The following is a 21295-nucleotide window of genomic DNA, read 5'->3' as shown; positions in this document are numbered from 1 at the left end:
GGACGCGGCCAGCCCGGCCGGGGGGCTGACCCGGTCGCCGGGCCCGAGGGGCGGTGCAGTCGGTCGTAGGCAGCTGGGCGGAAAGGGGGCGGGAGTGGACGCGTCCAGCCCGACGGGCGCCGGACGCGGTCAGCTGGGCCTGCGGCCGCGCCGGGTCGCCGTCCTCAACGACGCTGAGGACGCGGCCAGCCCGGCCGGGGGGCTGACCCGGTCGCCGGGCCCGAGGGGCGGTGCAGTCGGTCGTAGGCAGCTGGGCGGAAAGGGGGCGGGAGCGGACGCGTCCAGCCCGACGGGCGCCGGACGCGGCCAGCCGGGCCTGCGGCGCCGAGTCGCCGTCCTCAACGACGCTGAGGACACGGCCAGCCCGGCGCGTGCCGGACGCGGTCAGCTGGGCCTGCGATGCCTAGTCGCCGTCCTCGACGAGGCCGAGGACGCGGCCAACCCGGCGGAAGGGCTGACCCGGTCACCGGACCCGCAGCAGCGCCGAGTCGCCGTCCTCAACGATGCTGAGGCCGCCGGGGTCAGACGAGCCGTACCGGCTTCTCCGGGCGTATGCCGGACGCCGCCAGCCATGTCCGCAACGGCCCCGGGTCACCGTCCTCGACGAGGCTGAGGACACGGGGCGTCAGGTCCGTCGCCCGTTCACCGTCGTCGAGGAGGAGGGACGGGCCGTCGAGCCAGTCGAGGCCGGGGACGGCACCGGCGGTGTCCATCGCCGCGCAGCACACCATCGCGGTGACGTGATCGGCGAGCAACTCCCGTGCCGTGCGCGGTGGTTGGAGCGGGAAGAGGGGGAGGCCCCCGTCGTCCCAGAGGGGGGCGTCGGGAGCGGCCGTGGCCTGGCCGGGAACAGGGGAACGACCCTCCTTGGCCGCAGCGGCTTCCTCGCGGGCCAGCTCGGCGGCGAGGCGGGCGGCCAGGGCGGCGCCGATTTCGTTGCGGGGGGTGAGGTCCTCTTCGGGGAAGAGGTTGCCGTCGCTGTCGGGTTCGGGGGGTTCGTGGAACGCGGGGGCGAGAGGGCTTTGGGGGTCGGGGTCGGGGTCCGGGTTGAGGGGCCCCTCGGAGGCGGTGGCGAAGGGCTCTCGGGAGTCGGGGGTGGGCTCCGGGGGGCCCTGGAGGGGGCCGGGGGCGCCGGATTCCGGGGCGGACGCAGGGCTGGGGGTGGACGCCGGGAGCTGGTGGAGGTCGGCGGCGTCAGGGGTGGCCGTTGCCCGGTCAGGGGCGGACTCCGGGAGCTTCTGAGGGATCGGGGCGTCCGACTCCGGCAACTTCTGAGGGACCCGGGCATCCGATTCCGGCGCGGGCTCCCGGCCGGAGGTGGACGCCGGGGACTTCTGGAAGCTGGGGGCGTCGGGGGCGGCCGTTGCCCGGCCGGGGGTGGACTCGGGCGTGCGGTGCGGGTCCTCGTCGGATTCCGGCGTGACTGCTCGACCGGGCTCGGCCACCGGCGTCGTTGCCTGACCGGCCTCGGCCACCGGCATCGCTCCCCGGCCCTCGTCGGCCACCGGCGTCGCCGCTCGACCCGCCTCGGCCACCGGCGTTGCCGCCCCGCCAGGGGCGAACTCCGGCCTCACTGCCCGGCCAGCCTCCGCCACCGGCATCGGCTCCCGGCCTCCCCCGACCTCCGGTGCACTGTCCCGACCCTCGTCGGCCACCGGCGTCGCTGCTCGACTCGCCTCGGCCACCGGCATCGCTTCCCGGCCCTCGTCGGCCACCGGCGTCACTTCCCGACCCGCCCCGGCCACCGGCGTTGCCGCCCCGCCAGGGGCAAACTCCGGCTTCACTGCCCGACCGGCCTCCGTCACCGGCGTTACCACCCCACCAGGCACGGACTCCGGCACCGTTGCCCGACCGACTTCCGTCCCCGCCGCCCCACCACGCCCGGCGTCAGCCCCAGCCGCAGGCACCGCTCCCGATATCAGCGGCGATGCCGTCGACCCCTGCTGAGCCCCGGAGCTGGAATCAAGGTCGGAATCAAGGTCGGCGTCGGAATCAAGGTCGGAGCCGGAGCCGAGGTCGGCATCGGAGCCAAGGTCGGCGTCGGAATCAAGGTCCGCGTTCGTGGCCCGGAGGGTCAGGTGGTCCAGGATTCGGGACAGGGTGGGGCCCTGGGCCGGGCGGGGGGTCGTCGGGTCGGCGGGGTCGTGCGGGCCCACGGCGTCCAGGACGCGGTGGAGACGGGCCGCCGCAGTACGCCACGTACGGTCGACGACCTCCTCCGGATACGCCGTCCAGTCCACCGGCGCCCAGTCGGGCCCCTGTTCCGCCGGGCCGCCGTGGAAGAGGCGGGCGGCGAGGAGGGAGGTGGCCTCGTCGATCACGCCGGGCTCGTCCAGCAGATCGCAGGCGGGGCGTTCGCCGAGCCGGGAGGCGAACCCCTCGGCCAGCCGGTCGCGCCGGGACAGCTCGGTGAGCGCGGCGACGACACCCGCCGCCAGCCGGGACGGCCACCGCCCCATCCGCCAGGCCGGCAACGCGACCCGGGTGAGCAGCCGGTCCCAGCCCGCGTACGCCAGCCCGACCTGCTCCTGCGCGACGATCCGCAGTCCGTAGTCCACGGCCTGGGCACGCTCGGCGGCCGCCGTGGCCACCCCGCGTTCCATCTGCGCCGCGTGCTCACGGCAGGCCCGCAGCATCAGCCGGGCCACCCAGCCCAGGCCGCCGCAGACCAGCCGGGTCAGCGGACAGCGGCCGGTCGTCGAGGCGACGGCGACCGCCGCGTCCAGGCCCCGCACGAAACGCCGGGCCGCGGCTATGTCCGGATGCGCGGACGGCCCCGTACCGGCGACGACCGGCGCGAGCACCGCGCGCAACTCCCCGACCCGCATCCACCACAGGAACGGCGAGCCGATGACGAGGACCGGCGCGAGCGCGGACCGCCGGTGCGCGTCCGGGGCACCGGCTGTCCCGTCCCGCTTCTGGAGCGAGGTCGGCCCGTGCGACGGGTGGGTACGGTCCTCCAGCCAACTGTCACAGTCCGGCGTGAGGGCTATCGCGGACGGCGCCGGGACGTCGAGCCGGTCGGCGAGGTCGCGCACCATTCGGTACAGGTCGGGGGCGATCTCCTCGGCGATCTCGACCGTGGGGCTCACGGCGGGGCGGGCCCTGGCCACCACCAGGCCGACGGCGCCCGCGGCCAGCAGCACGAGGACGGCGAACGGGGTCACGACCCAGCGTGCCGTGTGCCAGAAGGGCCCCACCAGATGCCCCGTCCACCCTCCGGCCAGCAGCACCACGGCGACCGCCGCCGGCAGCACCGCCACGGCCAGCGCGCGGCTGCGCACCCGCAGCACCGCGAGCGCCCTGGCCCGTGCGCCCTGCGCACCCGCCTCGGCACCGATCCCGATCCCGTTACCGGTCACGACCCGACCTCACCCCCTCCCTGAAAGCCTGGCTGTCCTGACAGTCCTCACGGTCCTGGCGTTGCTCACTCCCCCCCACTGTGGCACCCGCCACTGACATCGCAATGCCGGTGGGCCAAGTGCCGGAACGCTTGCGCCGCACCCTAGTTGGGGCCCGGGCCCTCGTCAGCCGGATGGGCCATCGGTCACTCGATGGAATGGCTTTGGGGAAAGGTGGATGACGCAGGGCAAGGATCAGGCCCCGCATCCTGGGGCGGATACGGGGCCTGCGAGGTTGACGCGGCAACGAGCGTTTCACCCGAATTGCCGAGCTTCCAGAAGTGGTCCGGACCGCCCGGACCGCCCGGGGGCGGACCGTCCGGGGGGCGGACAGGGCTGTCAGGCCTCGGCCGCCACCTTGGCCGCGATGTCCGTACGGTGCTGGGAACCGTCGAGCCGGATGCGCCCGAGCGCCCGGTAGGCACGGTCACGGGCCTCGGTGAGGTCCGCGCCGGACGCGGTGACGGACAGCACCCGGCCACCGGCGCTGACGACGTCGCCCCCGTCCCGCCGGGTCCCGGCATGCAGCACGTACGCGTGCGGGGCGTCCTCGGCGGCGACCGCGTCGAGGCCGGTGATCGGGTCGCCGGTGCGCGGGGTGGCGGGGTAGTTGTGCGACGCGATGACGACGGTGACGGCGGCGTCGTCGCTCCAGCGCAGGGGCGGGAGGTCGGCGAGGGTGCCGTTGGCGGCGGCGAGCAGGACACCGGCGAGCGGCGTCTTCAGGCGGGCCAGCACGACCTGGGTCTCCGGGTCGCCGAACCGCGCGTTGAACTCGATGACCCGCACGCCCCGCCCCGTGATCGCGAGGCCCGCGTAGAGCAGACCGGAGAACGGGGTGCCGCGCCGCCGCATCTCGTCGACCGTCGGTTGCAGGACCGTTTCCAGCACCTCGTCGACGAGCTTGAGGTCGGCCCACGGAAGCGGCGAGTAGGCGCCCATGCCGCCGGTGTTGGGGCCCTCGTCGCCGTCGAGCGCGCGCTTGAAGTCCTGGGCGGGCTGGAGCGGGAGGACCGTCACGCCGTCGGTGATCGCGAAGAGGGAGACCTCGGGGCCGTCGAGGAACTCCTCGATGACGACGCGCTCGCAGGAGTTCGCGTGCGTCCGGGCCGCGTCGATGTCGCCGGTGACGACGACGCCCTTGCCGGCCGCGAGCCCGTCGTCCTTGACGACATAGGGGGCACCGAAGGCGTCGAGCGCCTCCTCGACCTCGTCCGGCGTCGTACAGACATACGAACGAGCGGTGGGAACGCCCGCGCCCGCCATGACGTCCTTGGCGAACGCCTTGGACCCCTCGATCTGCGCGGCGTCCCCGGCGGGGCCGAACACCGGGATGCCCACCGCGCGCACGGCGTCGGCGACCCCGGCGACCAACGGCGCCTCCGGGCCGACGACGACCAGCTCGGCGCCCAGCTCCGTGGCGAGCGCGGCGACCGCGACACCGTCGAGCGCGTCGACCGGGTGCAGCTCGGCGACCTCGGCGATGCCGGCGTTGCCGGGCGCGCAGTGCAGCGCGGTGACGGCAGGGTCGAGGGACAGGGACCGACACAGGGCGTGTTCGCGGGCGCCGTTACCGATGACAAGGACCTTCACAGGGCCAGCCTAACCGCCGCCCACCCCACCCTTTCGTGCGGGAGCCCGAGGGCCGACGCCCCAGACCATGGTGCATTCCCACAAAAGCCAACCCCAACGCCACTGAGGCAGACGCCGACAAAGCAAGCCCCCGACTCGCGAGAATCGAGCAGCCAGCGGGCGCAACGGCCGTAAGGCGAACGCCGGTGACGCGGGCGCCGGACGTGCGGGAACCGTGCGGCACGGACCTGCCCGCCCGTTCCCGTACTGCACGCCCGCTTCCATGCGGCCCGCCCGCTCCTGTACTGCACGCCCGCTACTGCATCGCCGCCCGGGCGCTCACTCTTTCGTGAACTCCTCCATCACCGTGGCTCCCAGTTCGCGGACGATGAGGTCGTGGCCGGAGAGGGCGGAGTCGACGAGGTCGGGGTCGTCGTCCTCGGGGGTGTCGTCCTCCGGGGAGACCGGGTCGGGGGCGGTCCGCTGGGGGGGCTGCGGCTGGGGGTCGTACGACGGCGGGGCGGGTCTGGACGGCGCGGGTGCGGAGGACGCCGACGCGGAGGGCGGGGCGGGCGGACGCTGGGCGGCGGGGGCGGCCGGGGGCGTCGTTTGGCCGGACGGACCGGCGTTGTAGCCGCCGGCGCCACCGCCGCCGTAGCCGCCTGATGGGGCGCCGCCACCGCCGTAGCCGCCGGGCGCGGGGGCCGAGCCGCCGCCCGAGGGGTCGACGACGGCCTCGATCTTCCACTGCACGCTGAACTGTTCGGCCAGCGCCTGCTTCAGGACGTCCTCGCTGACGCCTCCGGCGAAGTTGTCGCGGGCGCCCGCGTTGGCGAAGCCGATCTGGAGGGTGGTGCCGTCGAACCCGGCGACATGCGCGTTCTGGCTGAGCAGAATCCAGGTGAAACGGCGGCGGTTCTTGACGGCCTCAAGGATGTTCGGCCAGAGCATGCGGGGGTCGATGCCACCGGCCGGGGGGGCGTGCCCGGAGGCGACGGGGGCGCTGGGAGCCGCGGCGGGCGCCGGGGCGCTCGGGGGCGCGGACGGGGCCTGGGGCGCGCCGCTGCCCGCCGGGGCGGCGGTGGGCCAGCCGCCGGGACGTCGGCCACCACCGGCGGACGCGGCGGTCGGCCAGGCGCCGGGGGCGGCGGGGGGCGCTGCCTGGGGTTGGGGCTGCGGTTCCGGGGCGGGAGCGGCGGGGGGCTGTTCCTGGGGCGCCGGGGGCGTGGCCGGGGCGGCCGACGGGACCGGGGCGGCGTCGGGGGGCGTCGGGCCTCCCCGTACCGCAGCGCGGGCGGCGGCGGGGCCGCCACCGGGCGGCGGCGCGGGCGGGGCCACGGGCGCGTGAGGGGCCGCAGGGGCCTGATAGGGCTGGGCGGCGGGGGCCTGGTGGGCCTCGGGTCCCGGCACGTACCCCACGGGGGGCAGGGCGCCGCCGCCCGCGACGTTGACGCCGCGTTCCAGGCGGTCGAGGCGGGCCATGACGGCGCGGTCGTCACCGTAGGCGGCGGGGAGCAGGACGCGCGCGCAGATCAGTTCGAGCTGGAGGCGCGGGGAGTTGGCGCCGCGCATCTCCGTCAGCCCCTCGTTGACGAGGTCGGCGGAACGGCTCAGCTCGGCCGCGCCGAACGTGGCCGCCTGGGCCTGCATCCGCTCGATGACGTCGGCGGGGGCGTCGATGAGGCCCTTGTCGGCGGCGTCGGGCACGGCGGCGAGGATCACCAGGTCCCGCAGCCGCTCCAGCAGGTCGGCGACGAAGCGGCGGGGGTCGTTGCCGCCCTCGATGATGTGGTCGACGACCTCGAAGGCGGCGGCCCCGTCACCGGTGGCGAACGCCTCGACGACGGAGTCGAGCAGCGAACCGTCCGTGTAGCCGAGGAGCGAGGTCGCCATGGCATACGTCACACCCTCCTCGCGGGCACCGGCGAGGAGCTGGTCCATGACGGACATGGAGTCACGCACGGAACCGGCGCCCGCGCGCACGACGAGCGGCAGCACGCCGTCCTCGACCGGGATGCCCTCCTTCTGGCAGACCTCGCCGAGGTACTCCCGCAGCGTGCCGGGCGGCACCAGCCGGAACGGGTAGTGGTGGGTGCGCGACCTGATCGTCCCGATGACCTTCTCGGGCTCGGTCGTCGCGAAGATGAACTTGAGGTGCTCCGGCGGCTCTTCGACGACCTTGAGCAGCGCGTTGAAACCGGCCGACGTGACCATGTGGGCCTCGTCGATGATGTAGATCTTGTAGCGGCTGCCCGCGGGCCCGAAGAAGGCCTTCTCGCGCAGCTCACGGGCGTCGTCCACACCACCGTGGGAGGCGGCGTCGATCTCGATGACGTCGATGGAACCGGGGCCGTTGCGCGCGAGGTCCTGGCAGGACTGGCACTGGCCGCAGGGCGTCGGGGTGGGCCCCTGCTCGCAGTTCAGGCAGCGCGCCAGGATGCGGGCACTGGTCGTCTTGCCACAGCCGCGCGGCCCGCTGAACAGGTACGCGTGATTGACCCGGTTGTTGCGCAGCGCCTGCTGCAACGGGTCGGTTACATGCTCCTGCCCGATGACCTCGGCGAACGACTCCGGGCGATAGCGGCGATACAACGCAAGAGACGACACACCCACGAGGTTATAGGCGCCCACTGACAACGGACGTCCCGCGCGGTTCCCCGGGCACGCGAACGCCCCCCACGCACCCGCCAGAGCCGACCTACCCTTGCTGCCTTCCGGCCCTGGGGGAGTTCAGTCAGATAGCGCCGCGTGAGGGGCTGCCGCCACAGTACCCGACGTCAGCGGGTGGGAACGAGTTCGCGAGCACCTCCCTCGGTCATGTAATGTTCCCGGCGGAGGATTCGCCTAGAGGCCTAGGGCGCACGCTTGGAAAGCGTGTTGGGGGCAACCCCTCACGAGTTCGAATCTCGTATCCTCCGCCAGTGCCTCACCGGGCACTAACGTCGAAGGGCCCCACTGTTCGCAGTGGGGCCCTTCGACGTTGGGCTTCCGGGTGATGTGGTCGGCAGGCCGTGGGTAGGCGCTTGCCGTCCGGGGGTTCGTCGTCGGAGTGGGGGAGGGGCCCGGACGTGAGCCCCTCCGGTGTGCGGGAGGGTCTCAGCAGGTGCAGTCCGCGTCGACGCACAGGGCGCCGTGGGCGAGGACGGCCAACACGGCCGTCTGTAGGCGGGTCTGGTGCCCCAGTTTCTCGATGATCCGCGCTATGTGCGCCTTGACCGTCCGCTCGGAGATGCGTAGTTCGTTCGCGAGGCGACGATTGCCCAGGCCCGTACCCAGCAGGAGGAAGACCTCCTTCTCCCGGTCCGTCAGCTGGTCAAGTTTGACGGATTCGTGCACTGGTTCCGCACCCAGTCGACGATAGGCACACGTCAACGGCGTCATGGAAGATCCTTCCCGACCCCCGCGTTTCCCAGCAGAGCCCCGTGCCCCGAGTACGGCGGTGGTCACCGGTCAACTTAGCCGTCGCTACCGACAGGGAAGTCGTTTTTTATTACCAGTTCGTCACGTAAACGGAGACAGGGGCTCCGCACACGCGGAGCCCCTTCCCCTTCCGGTCAGAACGTCAGGAAATGCCCCACTCCTGAGCCTTCCGCTTCGCGGTGGTCTGGCCGCACGGCGTGATCGTGGCCTTCTGTCCGAGCGTCGAGCCCGCCTCGGTCAGGCACTTCTTCGCCCACTTGCTGTGGATCTTGCTGTCGGCCAGGTACCACTGCTGGGTCTTGGACGACGGGACGCACGTCCGCTGGGTGACGACGGTGCCGTTGGCCGTGCCGGAGATGCCCAGGCACTTCGCGGACTTCTTGTTCTTGATCGTGTAGATGCCCGCGGACGTCCCGCTGAGCGTCCACCTCTGGTCCGTCCCCGAGGTGCACTTCTTCTGCACGACCGGGGCGTTCGCCGTGGTCTTGCCGTTCATGGACAGGCAGATCCCCGTCGGACCCCAGACCTTCTCCAGCCGTACGTTGGTGTACGCGCTCGCCGTCGCGTTCCCGGCGGACACGGCGTTCGCGGGCAGGGCCGAGACCGCGAGCATCGTCGTGGCGGCGCCGGCCAGCATGAGCACCTTGGCGGTTTTGAGCATGGCGAATATCCCCCTGTGGGCCATGAGCAAGTGAGTCACGGCAGCGTAGACAGGGCGTTTTCGCGCGCACAGCGTCCATGAGGGAGGTGTCCACAAGGCCAGTTGAACGGCGGCGTATCGTTCCGTACGACCAGCAGCAAGGGTGTCCACATACGAAATCGGGGGTATGTCCGGCATGGCCCGCCCATCCCGCAGACTCTGGCTCGGCCTGGGTCTCACGGCCGCCGCCGGACTCGCGGCGCTCCTCGTGGCACGCGAACTGAACGCTCCGACCTACGGTGTCGCGCAGGCGCCCCGTGCCGACGCTCCCGCCTGCGCGCGCATCGCCAAGGGGTACCCGGCGACGCTGGGCGGACACCGGCTCGCGGGCACCGACGTGCCGGGCGTCGCCGTGTGGGGGGACAAGGCCGTGGTCCTGCGCTGCGGGCTGCAACCGCCCGCTCCCACCACCGACCTGTGCGTGACCGTCAACAGCGTGGACTGGGTCTACCGGCAGTCCGAATCCCGTGACGGCCGCAAAGTGATCATCACCTACGGGCGTGACCCCGCCGTCGAGGTCACCTTCAACGCCCAGGACACCGCCGTCGACAGCGCGTTGGTCGAGCTGAGCCGCATCGTCCGGCCGATTCACCAGAGCAACCACTGCATCGACTCCGCCGGCAGTTGAGCCCCGCCCGGACCGCGAAGGAACCCGTATGAAACGTCCGTCCGCTCGCGTCTGCGTCCCCGTTCTGGCCGCCCTCGTCGGCGCCGCGACGCTCGTCGGCATGACCGTCTTCGGGGACGACGGTGAAGCGCACGGCTCCTCGGGCCGTCACCGGAGCGCGGACGGGGCGCTCACGATCGACGCCGCGCACCGTCCCACCGCGCCGGACCTCGTCGGCACCGGCACCGACGGCCGCGCGGTGAGCCTCGCCGACCACAGGGGCAGGACGGTCGTGGTCAACGTATGGGCGTCCTGGTGCGGGCCCTGCCGCGAGGAGGCCCCCGCGCTGACGCGCTACCAGGAGCGGACGAAGGGCCAGGGCGTCGTCGTTCTGGGCCTGAACGAGGACGACTCCGCCGGCGCGGCACGCGCTTTCGCCCGCGAGTACCGCATGTCCTATCCCAGCGTCCTGGACCCCGCCGGAAAGCGGTTCCGTGCCCTGGCCAAGGGACTGACGTCCACGCAGGGCCTCCCCGTGACGTTCGTCATCGACCCGCGCGGCAGGGTCGCCGCGACGGTCTCCGGGGGCATCGACGAGAAACGCCTGGCCGCGCTGGTCGCCACCGCCAGGACGGACACCGGTTCTTCCTAGCGGGGACGCTCAGCGGGGTCCCTGTCCAGGTTCCCCGAGTTCCGTGTCCAGGTTCCCCGAGTTCCCCGTGTCCAGGTTCCCCGAGTTCCGTGTCCAGGTTTTCCGCCCAGGCTCTCTGCCTGAGATCGAGGCCGGTTCCTCGGACTGTCAGAGGGATGCGGTTTACTTTCTTTGCTCGGTCGTTCACTTCGACTCACCCTGGGGAAACCGACATGTCCGACGGCACCGCACCCACCGACACTCCCGCCACCCTCTACGGTCCGGTCTCCCTCGTGCTCGGTGTGGCCGCCGCCGTCGCCGCCGCGCTGTCCGGCGTGATCGGCATCGCGATCCCGCTGCTGGCCGGCGCCCTCGCCGTCACCTTCGGCCTGCTCGGCCTCGCCCACCGGCTGAACCGGGGTTTCAGCGTGGCCGGCGTGGCGACGGGGTCCTTGGGCGTGCTCTACCCGGTGTTCCTGGTCGCGCTGCTCGGCTGACCCTCCCTTCCGGGCAGTGCCCTCAAGTGCACTGCACCTAGAGCCACTTACGCCTTCTTTATCTCTCTCCTAGGTTCTTTTCCATTGAACGGCAAAGACCGAAGGGGGACTTCTCTTGCTGCTCTCACGTCCGATCAAGGTGACCGGCCTGGCGGCGATTCCGCTGGCGCTGGTGGCGACGACGTTCCACGCGACCGCGTCCGCCGACCAGCAACCGGCGTCCGTCGCACCGGCGTTCACGGTGTCGGCGCTCTCCGCGCACACGTTGGCCGACGTCTCCGGCCTGGCCAAGGACAGCGTCACCGGCAGGGCGCTCACGGCGCAGGGCTTCGGAGTCGTGAAGGCCGGCTCGGGTGAGAAGGCGGTGGTCGACACCTCCATGGCCCGGGAAGGCATCACCTCGGCATCGGGCGACGGCTTCGTCGAACTCTCCTGGCGCGGCTACACCAAGGACGCCCGCTACGTGATCACCCGGGACGGCGTCGAGGTGGCCACGCCGGCCGCCGGTGTGACGTCGTTCCGCGACACGAACGTCCGTCCGGGCGCCGACTACGCCTACCAGGTCGTGCCGCTGCTGACCGGGTCGGGCGACGAGGGCGCGCGGACGTACGGCATGAAGGTGTCCGTCCCGGCCTCCGGCTCGACCTCGGCCCTCCGCGAGACGGCCGTCGAGCGGGCCGAGGCGGCCGGCACCGCCGCCACCTCCACCGTGAGCTGGGTCGGCTTCATCCCGACGAAGAAGGTCGACGCCCCGGTCGCGGGCTGCGACTACGGCAAGAACTTCCAGTTCGGCGGTGACGGTCACACCGACTTCAACTGGAAGTCCGACCAGTACCGCTTCGCCCTGCACGCGACGGTCACCTGGAGCTCGAAGAAGGTCACCCCGAACAAGAGCATCCACCCGACCAAGGTCTACAAGAAGGCCAACGGCGCGCTCGTCACGCAGAAGACCGCCAGCGCGAAGGACACCTACGCCAAGAAGCTGGGGTCCGGCAGCAACTACGTCGACGTGCGCATGGTCGTCCACGCCACCAACCCGTTCTGCAAGGGGCTCGGCGGCGTCAAGGGCGCGGCCGACGGCGCGCTGACCATGAACCTCACCAAGAGCGGCAACTACACCATCCGCTCCGGCAAGCACCGCCTCTACCCGAACAACTACATCTACATCTACGACGGCGGGAAGGTGACCAACGTCTACAAGCGCTCCTACGCCAGCGTCGCCTGCCTGGTCGGTTCCGTCACCTGCCCCGAGGCCGACCTGACAGGCCGCCGCGGCTCCTTCTGACCCCACCTCCCCACCCCCCGACCCCCGACCGCACACCGGACCGGCTGCCGCCGGGTGTGCGGTCGGGGGGCTGTCGTGGGGGGCTTTGCATGCGCAAGACGCGGCGATCACGACCACCGTCCGCGGAGTGCTCTGGATCATCGGCGAGCGTGGCCGATCGGGGGCACATCGATCGGGCCGCCGACTCGGAAGTGCCAGCTCAGATCTTCATCAATAACGTGGCGGGGCCGACAACCCGTGGCTAATTTCTAGGAGATCGCTCCGCCGCCGATCCGGCCGGAGCCCAGGAACAGGGGGAATCATCATGCAAACTTCCGCGCGCAAGTTCGTCACGGCCACCGCCGCGTCGGCCATTCTCGCCGGTGGGCTGATGGGGCTGTCGGCGACGCCCGCGTCCGCCACGCAGGACTGCGACAACGTCTACAAGCGCAAGTACACGGAGATCTCGTCCACGTGGCACAAGGTGGTCGCGTCGGGGACCATCGACAACCGCCGCAGCAGCGCCTCCGTGCGCGAGAGCGTCAGCGCGAAGGTCGCCGCCAGCCTGAAGGGCAGCGTCAGCGGTGAGATCGGCGGCAAGATCAATCTGGCCGTGGGGGAGATCAACTCCAAGTTCGGCGTGACCGTCGAGGCCAGTGTCTCCATCGAACTGGGCAAGAGCACGATGATCGTCGTTCCCGCCCACAAGCGGGTCAGCTACAAGGTCGGTATCAAGAAGCGGGTGTACCAGGTGTACGTCACGCATCAGCTCCGGAATTGCAAGGTCACCAACACCTGGGCAAAGGTCACGGTCCCGGACTCCTACACCGAGACCAAGAACACCTGACCCAGGCGGCCTCGTGGTCGAGGGGGCTGGTGTGGGGCGGGCGGTGGGCTGAGAGCCCGAGCCGCCCTGCCGGCGCCGCCTGTCGGCTGGCAGTTGTGGGTGCCGGTGGGCTCCGCCCCCGCACCCAACTCCACGTCCGTCCCCGCAGACGCTTCGAGCGGTGCGGCGGCTGGCGGCATCCCCCCAACAGCCCTCCGCCGTCGGGGGCAACGGCTCCGCACCGGCTGGTCGGCGGGGTGGGCTGCTGGGGCGGCTGCGGAGGGACGGGCCTTCCGAGGTCGAGCAGTTACGCGAGTGGATCGCCGTCAAAGGCTCAGTTCACCCGACGGGAGAAGCTTCGGCAAGAGCGGCTCGATGCCTACTCCACGGACGTTCCTTCCGCAGCTCTGAGCTTGCTGGAGGGGACAACACGTAACGACCGTGTCTGGCGGCGTCGTGGTCCGCAGGCGGCAGGCAGCAGGCAGCAGGCGGGACCGCGCTACTCAGCAGTCGCCGCCTCGTGCCAGCCGTCGATCCGGGCCAGCTCAGGGCCGGTTACCCGATCGGCACCGGCGACGAAGGCGAGCCACCTCAGCTCGTCGCACGCGAAGAACGACTCGCCCCACGTGTCCACCCATACCTTGACGCTTCCGTCGGGCGATCGCGTGAGGTCCCACCACGCCCACCCTCGGAACTCCGATTCGGGGTCGAACTGGTCCAGCCATTCCTGGAGTTCCCATCGGCCTCCCTCCCGGGCCGTCCGGTAGTGCTCCGCTCCCCGCCGGGCGAAGTCCGGGACTGTTGTTGAAGAACGGCCGCAGACAGCGGCGAACCACCCGGGGATGGAGTCCTCGGGCAACTCGTCATCGAAGGACTGCGTGGCTGCCAGTTCGAGGGCAGGGCCGAGAACGGCTCGCAACCGAGCCTGATACTCCTCGACTGGCACCACCGGCCGGATCGCGAAGAAGCACAGCACCGGAGGGGCGGCCTGCGGGGAGGGACGGCTCAGAACGCGGAGCTTCTCCTGCTCGATGTCCTCGATCGTGTGCATCATCACGACGGGTCTCCTCGTCAGCCTTCTTGAACGATCCGGCCAGGGTACTTGGCCACTTCTCGCCGGAACTCGTCGAGCATGCCACTCGGAATCCCGTACAGGTCCTTGCCCATGGTCGGGTCGGAGATCTCGGGACTGATCCGTTTCAGCTGCTTCCACTCGGCCTTCGTGAACCCGAGTCCCTCTGGCTGTTTCTGTGGAATGGCCAGCTTTCGAATCCGGTCGCGGTATTCCTGGGAAATCTGGAACTCGATGATCTGCCCGCCTTCGCCACGGAATTTCACCGTGTGGCCGATGTCCCCGCTCAGATTGACGTAGAGCGCGCCGTTTCCGGTGATCGTGACCTTCCCGTCTTCACCGACGTGGATGCGATTGCTCAGCGGGTGGTCAGTCTGCTTTCGGAAGCCGAGAACGGTCTCTTCACAGCTCGGGGCGAGACCGAGTGGATCGATCCACGTGTGTGGGTTGTGAACGTAGGCGGAGGGGTTGGGGGCCGGGGCGAGGCCGAGCGGGTCCGGCGTGAGGTAGCGAGCGGTCTCGGGGTCGTAGTGCCGGTGATAGTTGTGGTGGAGTCCCGTCTCGGGATCGAAGTACTGCCCCGGGAACCGCAGCGGTGTGTACGTCGCACTGCCGGACGTCCAGGACGTCGTTCCCCACAGTGTGGAACGGGCGCGCCAGGCGACGATGCCCGCTTCGTCGACGAGTTCGGTAGGCGTTCCGACGAGATCGGTGACGATCGCGAAGAAGCGGGAGTCGATCTCCTCCTGCGTCACGTGGTCGACGCCTATGCGTTCGGTCTGCGCGATCGGGTGCAGGTCTTGGTGATCCCAGGTGACGGTGACCGGATGAGGCAACTCATCGGCCACCGTCGTCTGTTCACAGAGGGTGGCGCCGTCCCAGGCGAAGTCGGTCCGTTCGGCGACGGTGACGCCGTCCGCGGACAGGCGCTCTTTGGCCGTGCGGCGCCCAAGAGGGTCGTAGTGATACCGCCACCGGGTTCCGTCCGGCGTAGTGACGGAGGTGAGTCTGTCGTCGGAATCCCAGGTGTAGCGCCAGGTGTCGGGCTTGCGTGACAGGCGGGTCTTCTGCCGCAGGACGATCCGCCCGGCGGTGTCGTGCTCGTAGCGGACGTGCCCGGCGTGCGTGATGCGCGTACCCGCGTATGTACGGGGTCCGGTGGCCTCATGGCCTGGGTGCGACGACGGCCAGCCGGCCTCGGTCTGGTTGCCTGCCTCGTCGTACACGTAGCGTTCGGTCCAGTCCGCTCCACTGACCCCTGTGACTCGGCCCGCCGCGTCGAGGTCGTAGCGGCGCGTCCCGTTGTGCTGATCGTTCACGCGGGTCAGGTAACCGTCTGCCCGGTAGTCGTAGTCCCGCCGTTGAAGACTCGCCCCCTGTGCGTCGTACACGGACTGGGAGGTGAGCCGGCCCTGACTGTCGAAGACGTTGGACAGAGTGATCGTCTCTCCGACGAGACGGGTCAGCAGTCGGTCCGCTGCGTCGTACGTGAAGCTGATCCGGCGGCCTCCGGCGTTCAACTCGTCGCAGCGACCCGCCTCGTCGTAGCTCCACAGGCTGATCGCACCCGTGGGCGTGGCCCGGCTCGTGCGGCGGCCCAGGAGATCGTAGGTGTATCTGATGGTCCGGCCGTTGACCGATTCGGACAGCACCCGGCCTGCCGGGTCGTGCTGGACGACGAGCGTAGAGTCGCGGGTGTGGGCCGAGGCCAGCTGACCCGTGACGGTGTAGGTGAGGTCGGTCACCCGGTCGTCGGCGGTCTCGCGAATGATCTGGCCCAGCGCGTCGCGCTCGAAGGCGGTCATCTGACCCAGCGCGTTGGTGCAGGACTCCAGACGGCCCGCCGCGTCATGGGTGTAGGTGACGATACGACCGTCGAAGTCTGTTTCTCCGAGCAGTTGGCCGGTGGGGCCGTAGGTGTAACTCCACTCCTGTCCTAGGGAATTGGTGACGCCCACGAGACGCAGCTCGGAGTCGTACGCGTGGGCGTGACGCACACCGTCCGGGCCGGTGCGTGCGGCGAGCAGGTCAAAGGCGGCGTACTCGAAGTGTGTGGCGGCGCCCGAGGGGTCCGTGTGACTCGTGCAGTTCCCCTCGCCGTCATACGTCCACGACTCGCTGGCGCCGTCGGCGGCGACGCGGTGCAGCAGCATGCCTTCCGGGGTCCACTCCTGACGGGTCACGTTCCCGAGTGGATCGATGATGGCGACCGGTCGGCCGAAGGCATCACGTGAGTAGCGGGTGCGAGCGCCGAGAGGGTCGGTGACCTCGACGAAGAGGCCGACCTTGTCGCAGCGGACCTGTGTGGTGCTGCCCAGTGCGTCGGTGACGGTGGTCAGGTGCCCGGAGGTGTCGTAGGTGAACCGCGTGGTGGCACCGGCCGGGTCGGTGACAGCCGTGCGATCGCCCTTGTCGTTGTACTCCTGTCGCCAGACCGCGCCGTCAGGCCCCGTGATGACTTCGGGCCTGCCGAGCTCGCTGTACCCGGAGGTCAGCTCTTTGCCATCCGGGCGGACGACTGCGACGACTCGACCGGCGTCGCAGTAGCGGTACCGGGTGGTGTGGCCGAGCGGGTCGACGATGGCGGTCAACTGGTGCTCGGCATCCCAGGTTTGGTGAGTGGTGTGGCCGAGCGGGTCGGTCTCGCGTACGAGGCGGAGTGCCTCGTTGTGTTCGTAGACGCGGGTGTGGCCGAGGGAATCGGTCACACGGGTGGTGCGGGTGGCATCGTCGTAGGTGAGGGTCGAGGCCAGTGCGTCGCCGGTGCCGCCGGTGGCCCTGACTCGGCCCTGAGCGTCGTAGGTGTACCAGTAGGTGGTGTCGTTGCGGTCCGTCCAGGACGTCATGCGGCCCTCTGCGTCGTACGTGTAACGCATGGGCAGGCCTGATGAGTTGGTCTCCTCGGACAGGTGACCGTGCTCGTCGTATCCGAAGGTCAGCAGGGTGGTTCCGGGGCCGTCAGGAGCGTCGGGGTCGGCCAGGCGCAGGCCGGTGATGCGGGAGTTGGACCGATCCCGGTCCACGGCGATCCGGTAGCCGCCGGAGTGGACCACAGCGGTCGGGAGGTCGCCCTCCTCGTAGACGAGGGTGATGCGGTTGCCGTGACGGTCCTGGATGTGCTGCAACGGCATGTCGACCGCCTCGCCATCGGCCGCCGGCACCGGGCTGTGGAAGACGTGGGCCAGGCCACTGTCGGGGTCGGTGATGCGAAGCGCGCCGTCGGTCTCATCGTCCCAGGACAGTCGCAGGCGCGAGCCGGGAGTCTCTGGAAGGGTCGGCTCGTCGGCTTCCGGGTCGGGGGGAGGGAAGCACAGACGGGCGCCGTCCGCCGCGGCGTACACGAGGCCCTTGTCGTCGGCCTGGACGCGCTGGTCGAGCGTGGAGGCCCAGGACGGACCGAACCAGCCGCCCCATCGGTAGGAGGAGAGGTGGGTGCGCTCCAGGATCAGCGGCAATACACCGGGGAGTCGGACGTCGGTACGCGGCAGGGCCATATCGCCGGTCGCGACGTCGATCGGGTCCCGTACGAACTTCTTGATCATGTTGCGGAGTGACGCGGGCAGTGCGTCGAATCCCGGACGCATCGACAGGCGTTCGAAGGCCGCGCAGTCCAGGTTCATCGCCCTGCTCAGCTTGGACAGATCGCCTGGCTTGAGGTTCTTCAAGCCCTTCCCGAGCGCCTTGCCGAGCAGACCACCGCCGACACCCATGAGAGCGCCCATGGTGAGGATTCCAGCCAGCTTCTCGGGGTCTTTGAATGCCTCCGGGTCATCGAGGGCCGTGGCGAAGGCGCTGAATCCCGTACCTTCGAACGCCATCTTCCCGAGCTTGCCCGCCTTGGTGACCTCGGCAGCGGCCTTGATGTCCTTGAGAGCCCGCAGGGTGCGTTCCAGGTAGCGGATGGCCTCCAGTACGCCGCGGACCACACTGGCGAGCGCCGAGCCGCGTTCCTCAAGCCGGGCTATCAACGCCATGATCTTCAGGGCCCGTTCACCTGCGGCCAGGGTGGCAGCGACATCGGACAGGCCCGCGGTCAGCACGGACAGGGCCAGGCCGGCGATCTCGAACTCGGCGATCTCCGCGACCATCACGCCGATCTCGGAGATCAGCTCATGCGCCTCGTCGGCGAACTTGTCGAGGGCGTCGGCACCTTTGTGCAGGGCGTCCGCGGCGCTGTCCGCGTCCTTGCGTGCCGACTTGGCACGCTTGTGGAACGCCTTGGCAGCCTGGCCTTCCCACACCACGCCCTTGAGCGCCAAGTCGGCGTCCCGGCTGCCGTCTTCGAGGCCCTTGGCCAGGTGCCGCCACTTCTTGGCGATCTCCCGCACCCCGTCCGGCTCCACCGCCGGGTCGGTGATGCCCATGAACTCCAGGCCCTGGGCCATGGTGTCGCCGAACGCGTGATTGGCTCTGCTGATCCAGTGCAACGGATTGAGGTCGGCCACGTGGCTCAGCCCTTCGTTGCTTTGGCCGCGGCACTCAGCAGGAGGTCCAACAAGTCGAAAGCGTCGGAGACGTCACCCATCAACTTCGCCTCGGCCTGCCACTCCTCATCCAGGGCGTGCGTCACCTTGGCGAGGGTGGTCATACCGTCACGTATCTTGTCCGCCACGCCTATCAGGGAGCCCAGTGCACCCAGTGCCGACAGGTCGTGCGACGCCTCCTTGAAGTCGTGCAACGGCTTCATCGTGTGCTGCCCCGCCTTGCCCAGCGCGGAAGCCGCTTTGTGCAGCGACTCCGCCTCCTTCTTGAGGTCCGACACGCGACCCGACTCTCCCTGATTCGCCGTATGTACAAGCCGACATCCTGCCCCGGAGGGGGCATCGATCGCGGCCTCTCGATCTTTGCAACTCAGTAAAATGTCCGGCCGCCCACGCCGACCGGGTCGGCGTGGGCGGCCGGAATTGTTCAGCGCTTGATGGACTGGATCTTGCTCCCGGGGTCCGGGTGCAGGCTGATCGGCTTCAACTCGGCCTCGGTGTCGGGGACCTTGGTCTCCTGGTCCGCGAGAACTGCGAGCGTCTTGGGGTCAATGGCCCGCGGAACGTCAGGGGCCTTACCCCTGTCGACCCAGAACGTAGGGCGATCGCAGGTGGCCGCGGCCGGGTCGTCCTTCATCCTTCACGGGGCTACGCCTGAGTTCACCAGACGGCGACACGTGAGACGGCACAGTCCATCCACTGCACGCGCTGCCTTCGGTTCGCGGCCGTGGGTGGCTGGATCTTGCTGCTTCGCGGGTGCGAACCAGGTCTCCCTCCGAAGTCGGCAACGGGACAGAAATCAGCGCCCCGGCGCCGATCGTCGTCGTCGCCACGGAGCACTGGCTGTGCGGCAAGGGGTACGCGGCTGCTCCACGAGACGGCTCCACCAGGTGCTGCGGGCGTTCTTTCCCTCCCGGCAAGAGGGCGTGTGCGGCAGCCCGGGCTGGATAGCCGTTCAGACCTCTGCTGAGATTCCGAATTCTGCTCCGGAGATTCCTGCCAGGGAAGCCGTCGCTGTGCGGAGGGGCTGCTGGAGGGCGTTCAGGTCCGTGCGGAAGGTGTCCGCGTGGGACCAGGCGGCCTCGTGGTCGAGGGGGCTGGTGTGGGGCGGGCGGTGGGCCTCCCACGCCTTGAGGAGGGGGTGCCAGCGGGTCATGAAGGGGCGGAGGACCTCGTTCAGGAGATGGTCCGCGACCGACTGGACGGAGGGGGCCGAACTCGGTTCCAGGCCGATGCTGTAGCGGTGCAGCGTGTCCCGGGTGAACGGGAACAGGCTGTTCAGGGAGGTGAGCGCCTCGCGCAGGCTGCCGCTGCCGTCCGGGAGCTGCTGCACGCCGATCCGGCTCACCAGCTCGACCTGGAGGTCGAAGGCGGCCATCCGCTCGGCCTCGCTCACCGTCATCGGCATGCTCTCCTTCCGCGCGCCCCGTACCCCGGGAGCCGGGATTCCAGGAGCGACCAGCGTAGCGGTCACGGCTCCGAGGCTGGAGAGAACCGCACGGCGCAGTCGCTCGGCGCGGGCCGCGTCGGCCTCGTGGTGGAGCCAGGAATGGGCCGTGACCGGGTGCAGTCGGTGCGGGACGGGCGTGAGCAGTCCGCGGGCGGTCAGCTCGGCCAGACCGGCGTTCGCGCGGCGCAGCGCGACGGCACGGGGCAACCGGTCGGTCAGGGCGAGGACGGTGGCCGCGGACTCGGTCGTGACCGGCAGGGGGGACAGGGCCAGCGCGCAGCGCAGCACGTCCTGCGCCTCGGCGGGTGCGGTCAGGGCGTCGCGCACGTGGTCCGCCGTGAGTTCGTCGCCGGCGAGGACGTCGAGCAGGGAACGGCCGGGTTCGTACAGTCGGCTGGCCAGGGCGGCGGCGTCCTGGCCCGCGCCCACCGCGCGGCCGAGCAGGCCGAGTGCCCCGGGGTGCCCGGCGGCGGCGTCGGCGATCTCGGGGGCGCCCGCGAGGACGGTGGCGGCCGGTTCGGGGAGCGGTTCCAGGTCGAGGTGTTCGCCGTGTCCGCCGTAGGCGCGGCTGCGGGTGATCAGCAGGGTGCGGACCAGGGGGTGGCGGGCGGTGAGCGCCGTGACGGCGCGGGGCGGCAGGCCGTGGGGCACGTCGTCCACGACGTACAGGCAGGGTCCGTCGGGTGTCTGCGGCGGCTGCGGGGCGTCGGCGTGTGCCCAGTGGACGCCGCCGGGGAACGCGGCGCCGAACCGCAGCGCGTACTCCCGGGCGAGCCGGGTCTTGCCGATGCCCGGCATGCCGCGCAGTTGGACGGGCCGGGCCGAGGTGCGGCCCGTGACGAGGGGCGCCTCCTGGACGTGCAGGGCGCTGTGCAGGCGCCACAGTTCGGGCAGCCTGCCGGTGAACTCCCCTATGGTGGCGGGCAGTTCGCCGTGCACGCGTGGGGGTTGGGTGCCCAGGCGCATGGGGCCCGGCACCTGCCGGAGGTGGGCGAGGATGTCCGGGACGAGGGTCTCCGGTTCGCCGTGCCGGGTGTCGCGCAGTTCCACGGGGTGGATGTGCGCGGTGTCCGGCTCGGGGTTGACCACCAGGACCCGGCGGCGTGGATCGCCCTCGCCGAGCCCCGCGAGGAAAGCCGCCGTCAGCTCCCATTGGCAGGCCGGGCGCTCGGGGTAGCCGGTGGAGTAGTACGCCAGCAGGACCCGGGAGGCGGCGAGGGCTCGGCGGATGGTGTCGCTGATGCCGGCGAACCCGGCGACCGCGGACTCGTCCGTGAACACCTTCAGCCCGGACGCGATCAGCTCCTCGTGGAGCCGACGGACGTGGCCGGCGTCTTTGCGGCTGTAGCTGAGGAAGACATCCCACACGGTGCC

The 21295-nt window shown here is 70.7% G+C and carries 14 protein-coding genes, 1 tRNA gene, 1 other RNA gene and 1 pseudogene; 6 read left to right on the top strand and 11 right to left on the bottom strand.

Annotation, left to right across the window (positions count from 1 at the left end; translation table 11 throughout):
- Positions 1–2071: 2071 nt before the first annotated feature.
- The 4 genes and pseudogenes from ACIQOU_RS29920 to ffs form a co-directional block, all read right to left on the bottom strand.
- Positions 2072–3347, bottom strand: a pseudogene (locus tag ACIQOU_RS29920) (hypothetical protein); the annotation flags it as partial.
- A 393-nt stretch (positions 3348–3740) separates the two neighbouring features.
- Complete coding sequence (gene purD, locus ACIQOU_RS29915; RefSeq protein WP_401541514.1) at positions 3741–4994, bottom strand: phosphoribosylamine--glycine ligase; 1254 nt, start codon at positions 4992–4994, stop codon at positions 3741–3743.
- Positions 4995–5312: 318 nt separating this feature from the next.
- A complete protein-coding gene (locus ACIQOU_RS29910; RefSeq protein WP_401541511.1) occupies positions 5313–7580 on the bottom strand; it encodes a DNA polymerase III subunit gamma and tau in 2268 nt (755 codons plus the stop codon).
- 58 nt (positions 7581–7638) lie between these two features.
- An RNA gene (gene ffs, locus ACIQOU_RS29905) (signal recognition particle sRNA small type) lies at positions 7639–7733 on the bottom strand.
- A 73-nt stretch (positions 7734–7806) separates the two neighbouring features.
- Between ffs and ACIQOU_RS29900 the strand changes: the two genes are divergently transcribed.
- Positions 7807–7894 (top strand) — tRNA-Ser (locus ACIQOU_RS29900).
- A gap of 175 nt (positions 7895–8069) precedes the next feature.
- On the opposite strand, the gene ACIQOU_RS29895 is transcribed toward ACIQOU_RS29900, so the two are convergent.
- Entirely contained in the window at positions 8070–8309 is a 240-nt protein-coding gene (locus tag ACIQOU_RS29895) for a LuxR C-terminal-related transcriptional regulator (RefSeq protein WP_401541508.1), read from the bottom strand.
- Positions 8310–8535: 226 nt separating this feature from the next.
- Positions 8536–9054, bottom strand: coding sequence for an RICIN domain-containing protein (locus tag ACIQOU_RS29890; protein ID WP_401541505.1), 519 nt, complete (start codon positions 9052–9054; stop codon positions 8536–8538).
- 175 nt (positions 9055–9229) lie between these two features.
- On the opposite strand from ACIQOU_RS29890, the gene ACIQOU_RS29885 reads away from it, so the two are divergent.
- From ACIQOU_RS29885 to ACIQOU_RS29865, 5 genes are all read left to right on the top strand, one after another.
- Complete coding sequence (locus ACIQOU_RS29885; protein ID WP_401541504.1) at positions 9230–9721, top strand: DUF3515 domain-containing protein; 492 nt, start codon at positions 9230–9232, stop codon at positions 9719–9721.
- A gap of 28 nt (positions 9722–9749) precedes the next feature.
- Complete coding sequence (locus ACIQOU_RS29880; protein ID WP_401541501.1) at positions 9750–10352, top strand: TlpA family protein disulfide reductase; 603 nt, start codon at positions 9750–9752, stop codon at positions 10350–10352.
- A gap of 212 nt (positions 10353–10564) precedes the next feature.
- A complete protein-coding gene (locus ACIQOU_RS29875) occupies positions 10565–10828 on the top strand; it encodes a hypothetical protein (RefSeq protein WP_401541499.1) in 264 nt (87 codons plus the stop codon).
- Positions 10829–10943: 115 nt separating this feature from the next.
- On the top strand, positions 10944–12113 hold the full coding sequence (locus tag ACIQOU_RS29870) for a hypothetical protein (protein ID WP_401541496.1): 1170 nt from the start codon (positions 10944–10946) through the stop codon (positions 12111–12113).
- Positions 12114–12417: 304 nt separating this feature from the next.
- Positions 12418–12939 carry a hypothetical protein gene (locus ACIQOU_RS29865; protein ID WP_401541494.1) on the top strand — a complete coding sequence of 174 codons (522 nt, stop codon included), beginning with the start codon at positions 12418–12420 and terminating at the stop codon, positions 12937–12939.
- A gap of 478 nt (positions 12940–13417) precedes the next feature.
- On the opposite strand, the gene ACIQOU_RS29860 is transcribed toward ACIQOU_RS29865, so the two are convergent.
- From ACIQOU_RS29860 to ACIQOU_RS29840, 5 genes are all read right to left on the bottom strand, one after another.
- The gene (locus ACIQOU_RS29860) at positions 13418–13972 is read right to left on the bottom strand and encodes a hypothetical protein (protein WP_401541492.1); all 555 of its coding nucleotides are present in this window, start codon (positions 13970–13972) and stop codon (positions 13418–13420) included.
- Positions 13973–13989: 17 nt separating this feature from the next.
- Positions 13990–18435 (bottom strand): RHS repeat-associated core domain-containing protein, encoded by a 4446-nt coding sequence (locus tag ACIQOU_RS29855; RefSeq protein ID WP_401541489.1) that lies wholly within the window; start codon positions 18433–18435, stop codon positions 13990–13992.
- Positions 18436–18440: 5 nt separating this feature from the next.
- Positions 18441–18752, bottom strand: coding sequence for a hypothetical protein (locus ACIQOU_RS29850; RefSeq protein WP_401541487.1), 312 nt, complete (start codon positions 18750–18752; stop codon positions 18441–18443).
- Between the two features lie 146 nt (positions 18753–18898).
- Complete coding sequence (locus ACIQOU_RS29845) at positions 18899–19108, bottom strand: hypothetical protein (protein WP_401541484.1); 210 nt, start codon at positions 19106–19108, stop codon at positions 18899–18901.
- A 318-nt stretch (positions 19109–19426) separates the two neighbouring features.
- Positions 19427–21289, bottom strand: a complete 1863-nt coding sequence (locus tag ACIQOU_RS29840; protein WP_401541481.1) for a TIR domain-containing protein — start codon at positions 21287–21289, stop codon at positions 19427–19429.
- Between the last annotated feature and the right edge of the window lie 6 nt (positions 21290–21295).

This window comes from Streptomyces sp. NPDC091279 (assembly GCF_044757465.1).
Lineage (GTDB): Bacteria > Actinomycetota > Actinomycetes > Streptomycetales > Streptomycetaceae > Streptomyces.
This window is presented reverse-complemented; position numbering and strand designations above follow the sequence as displayed.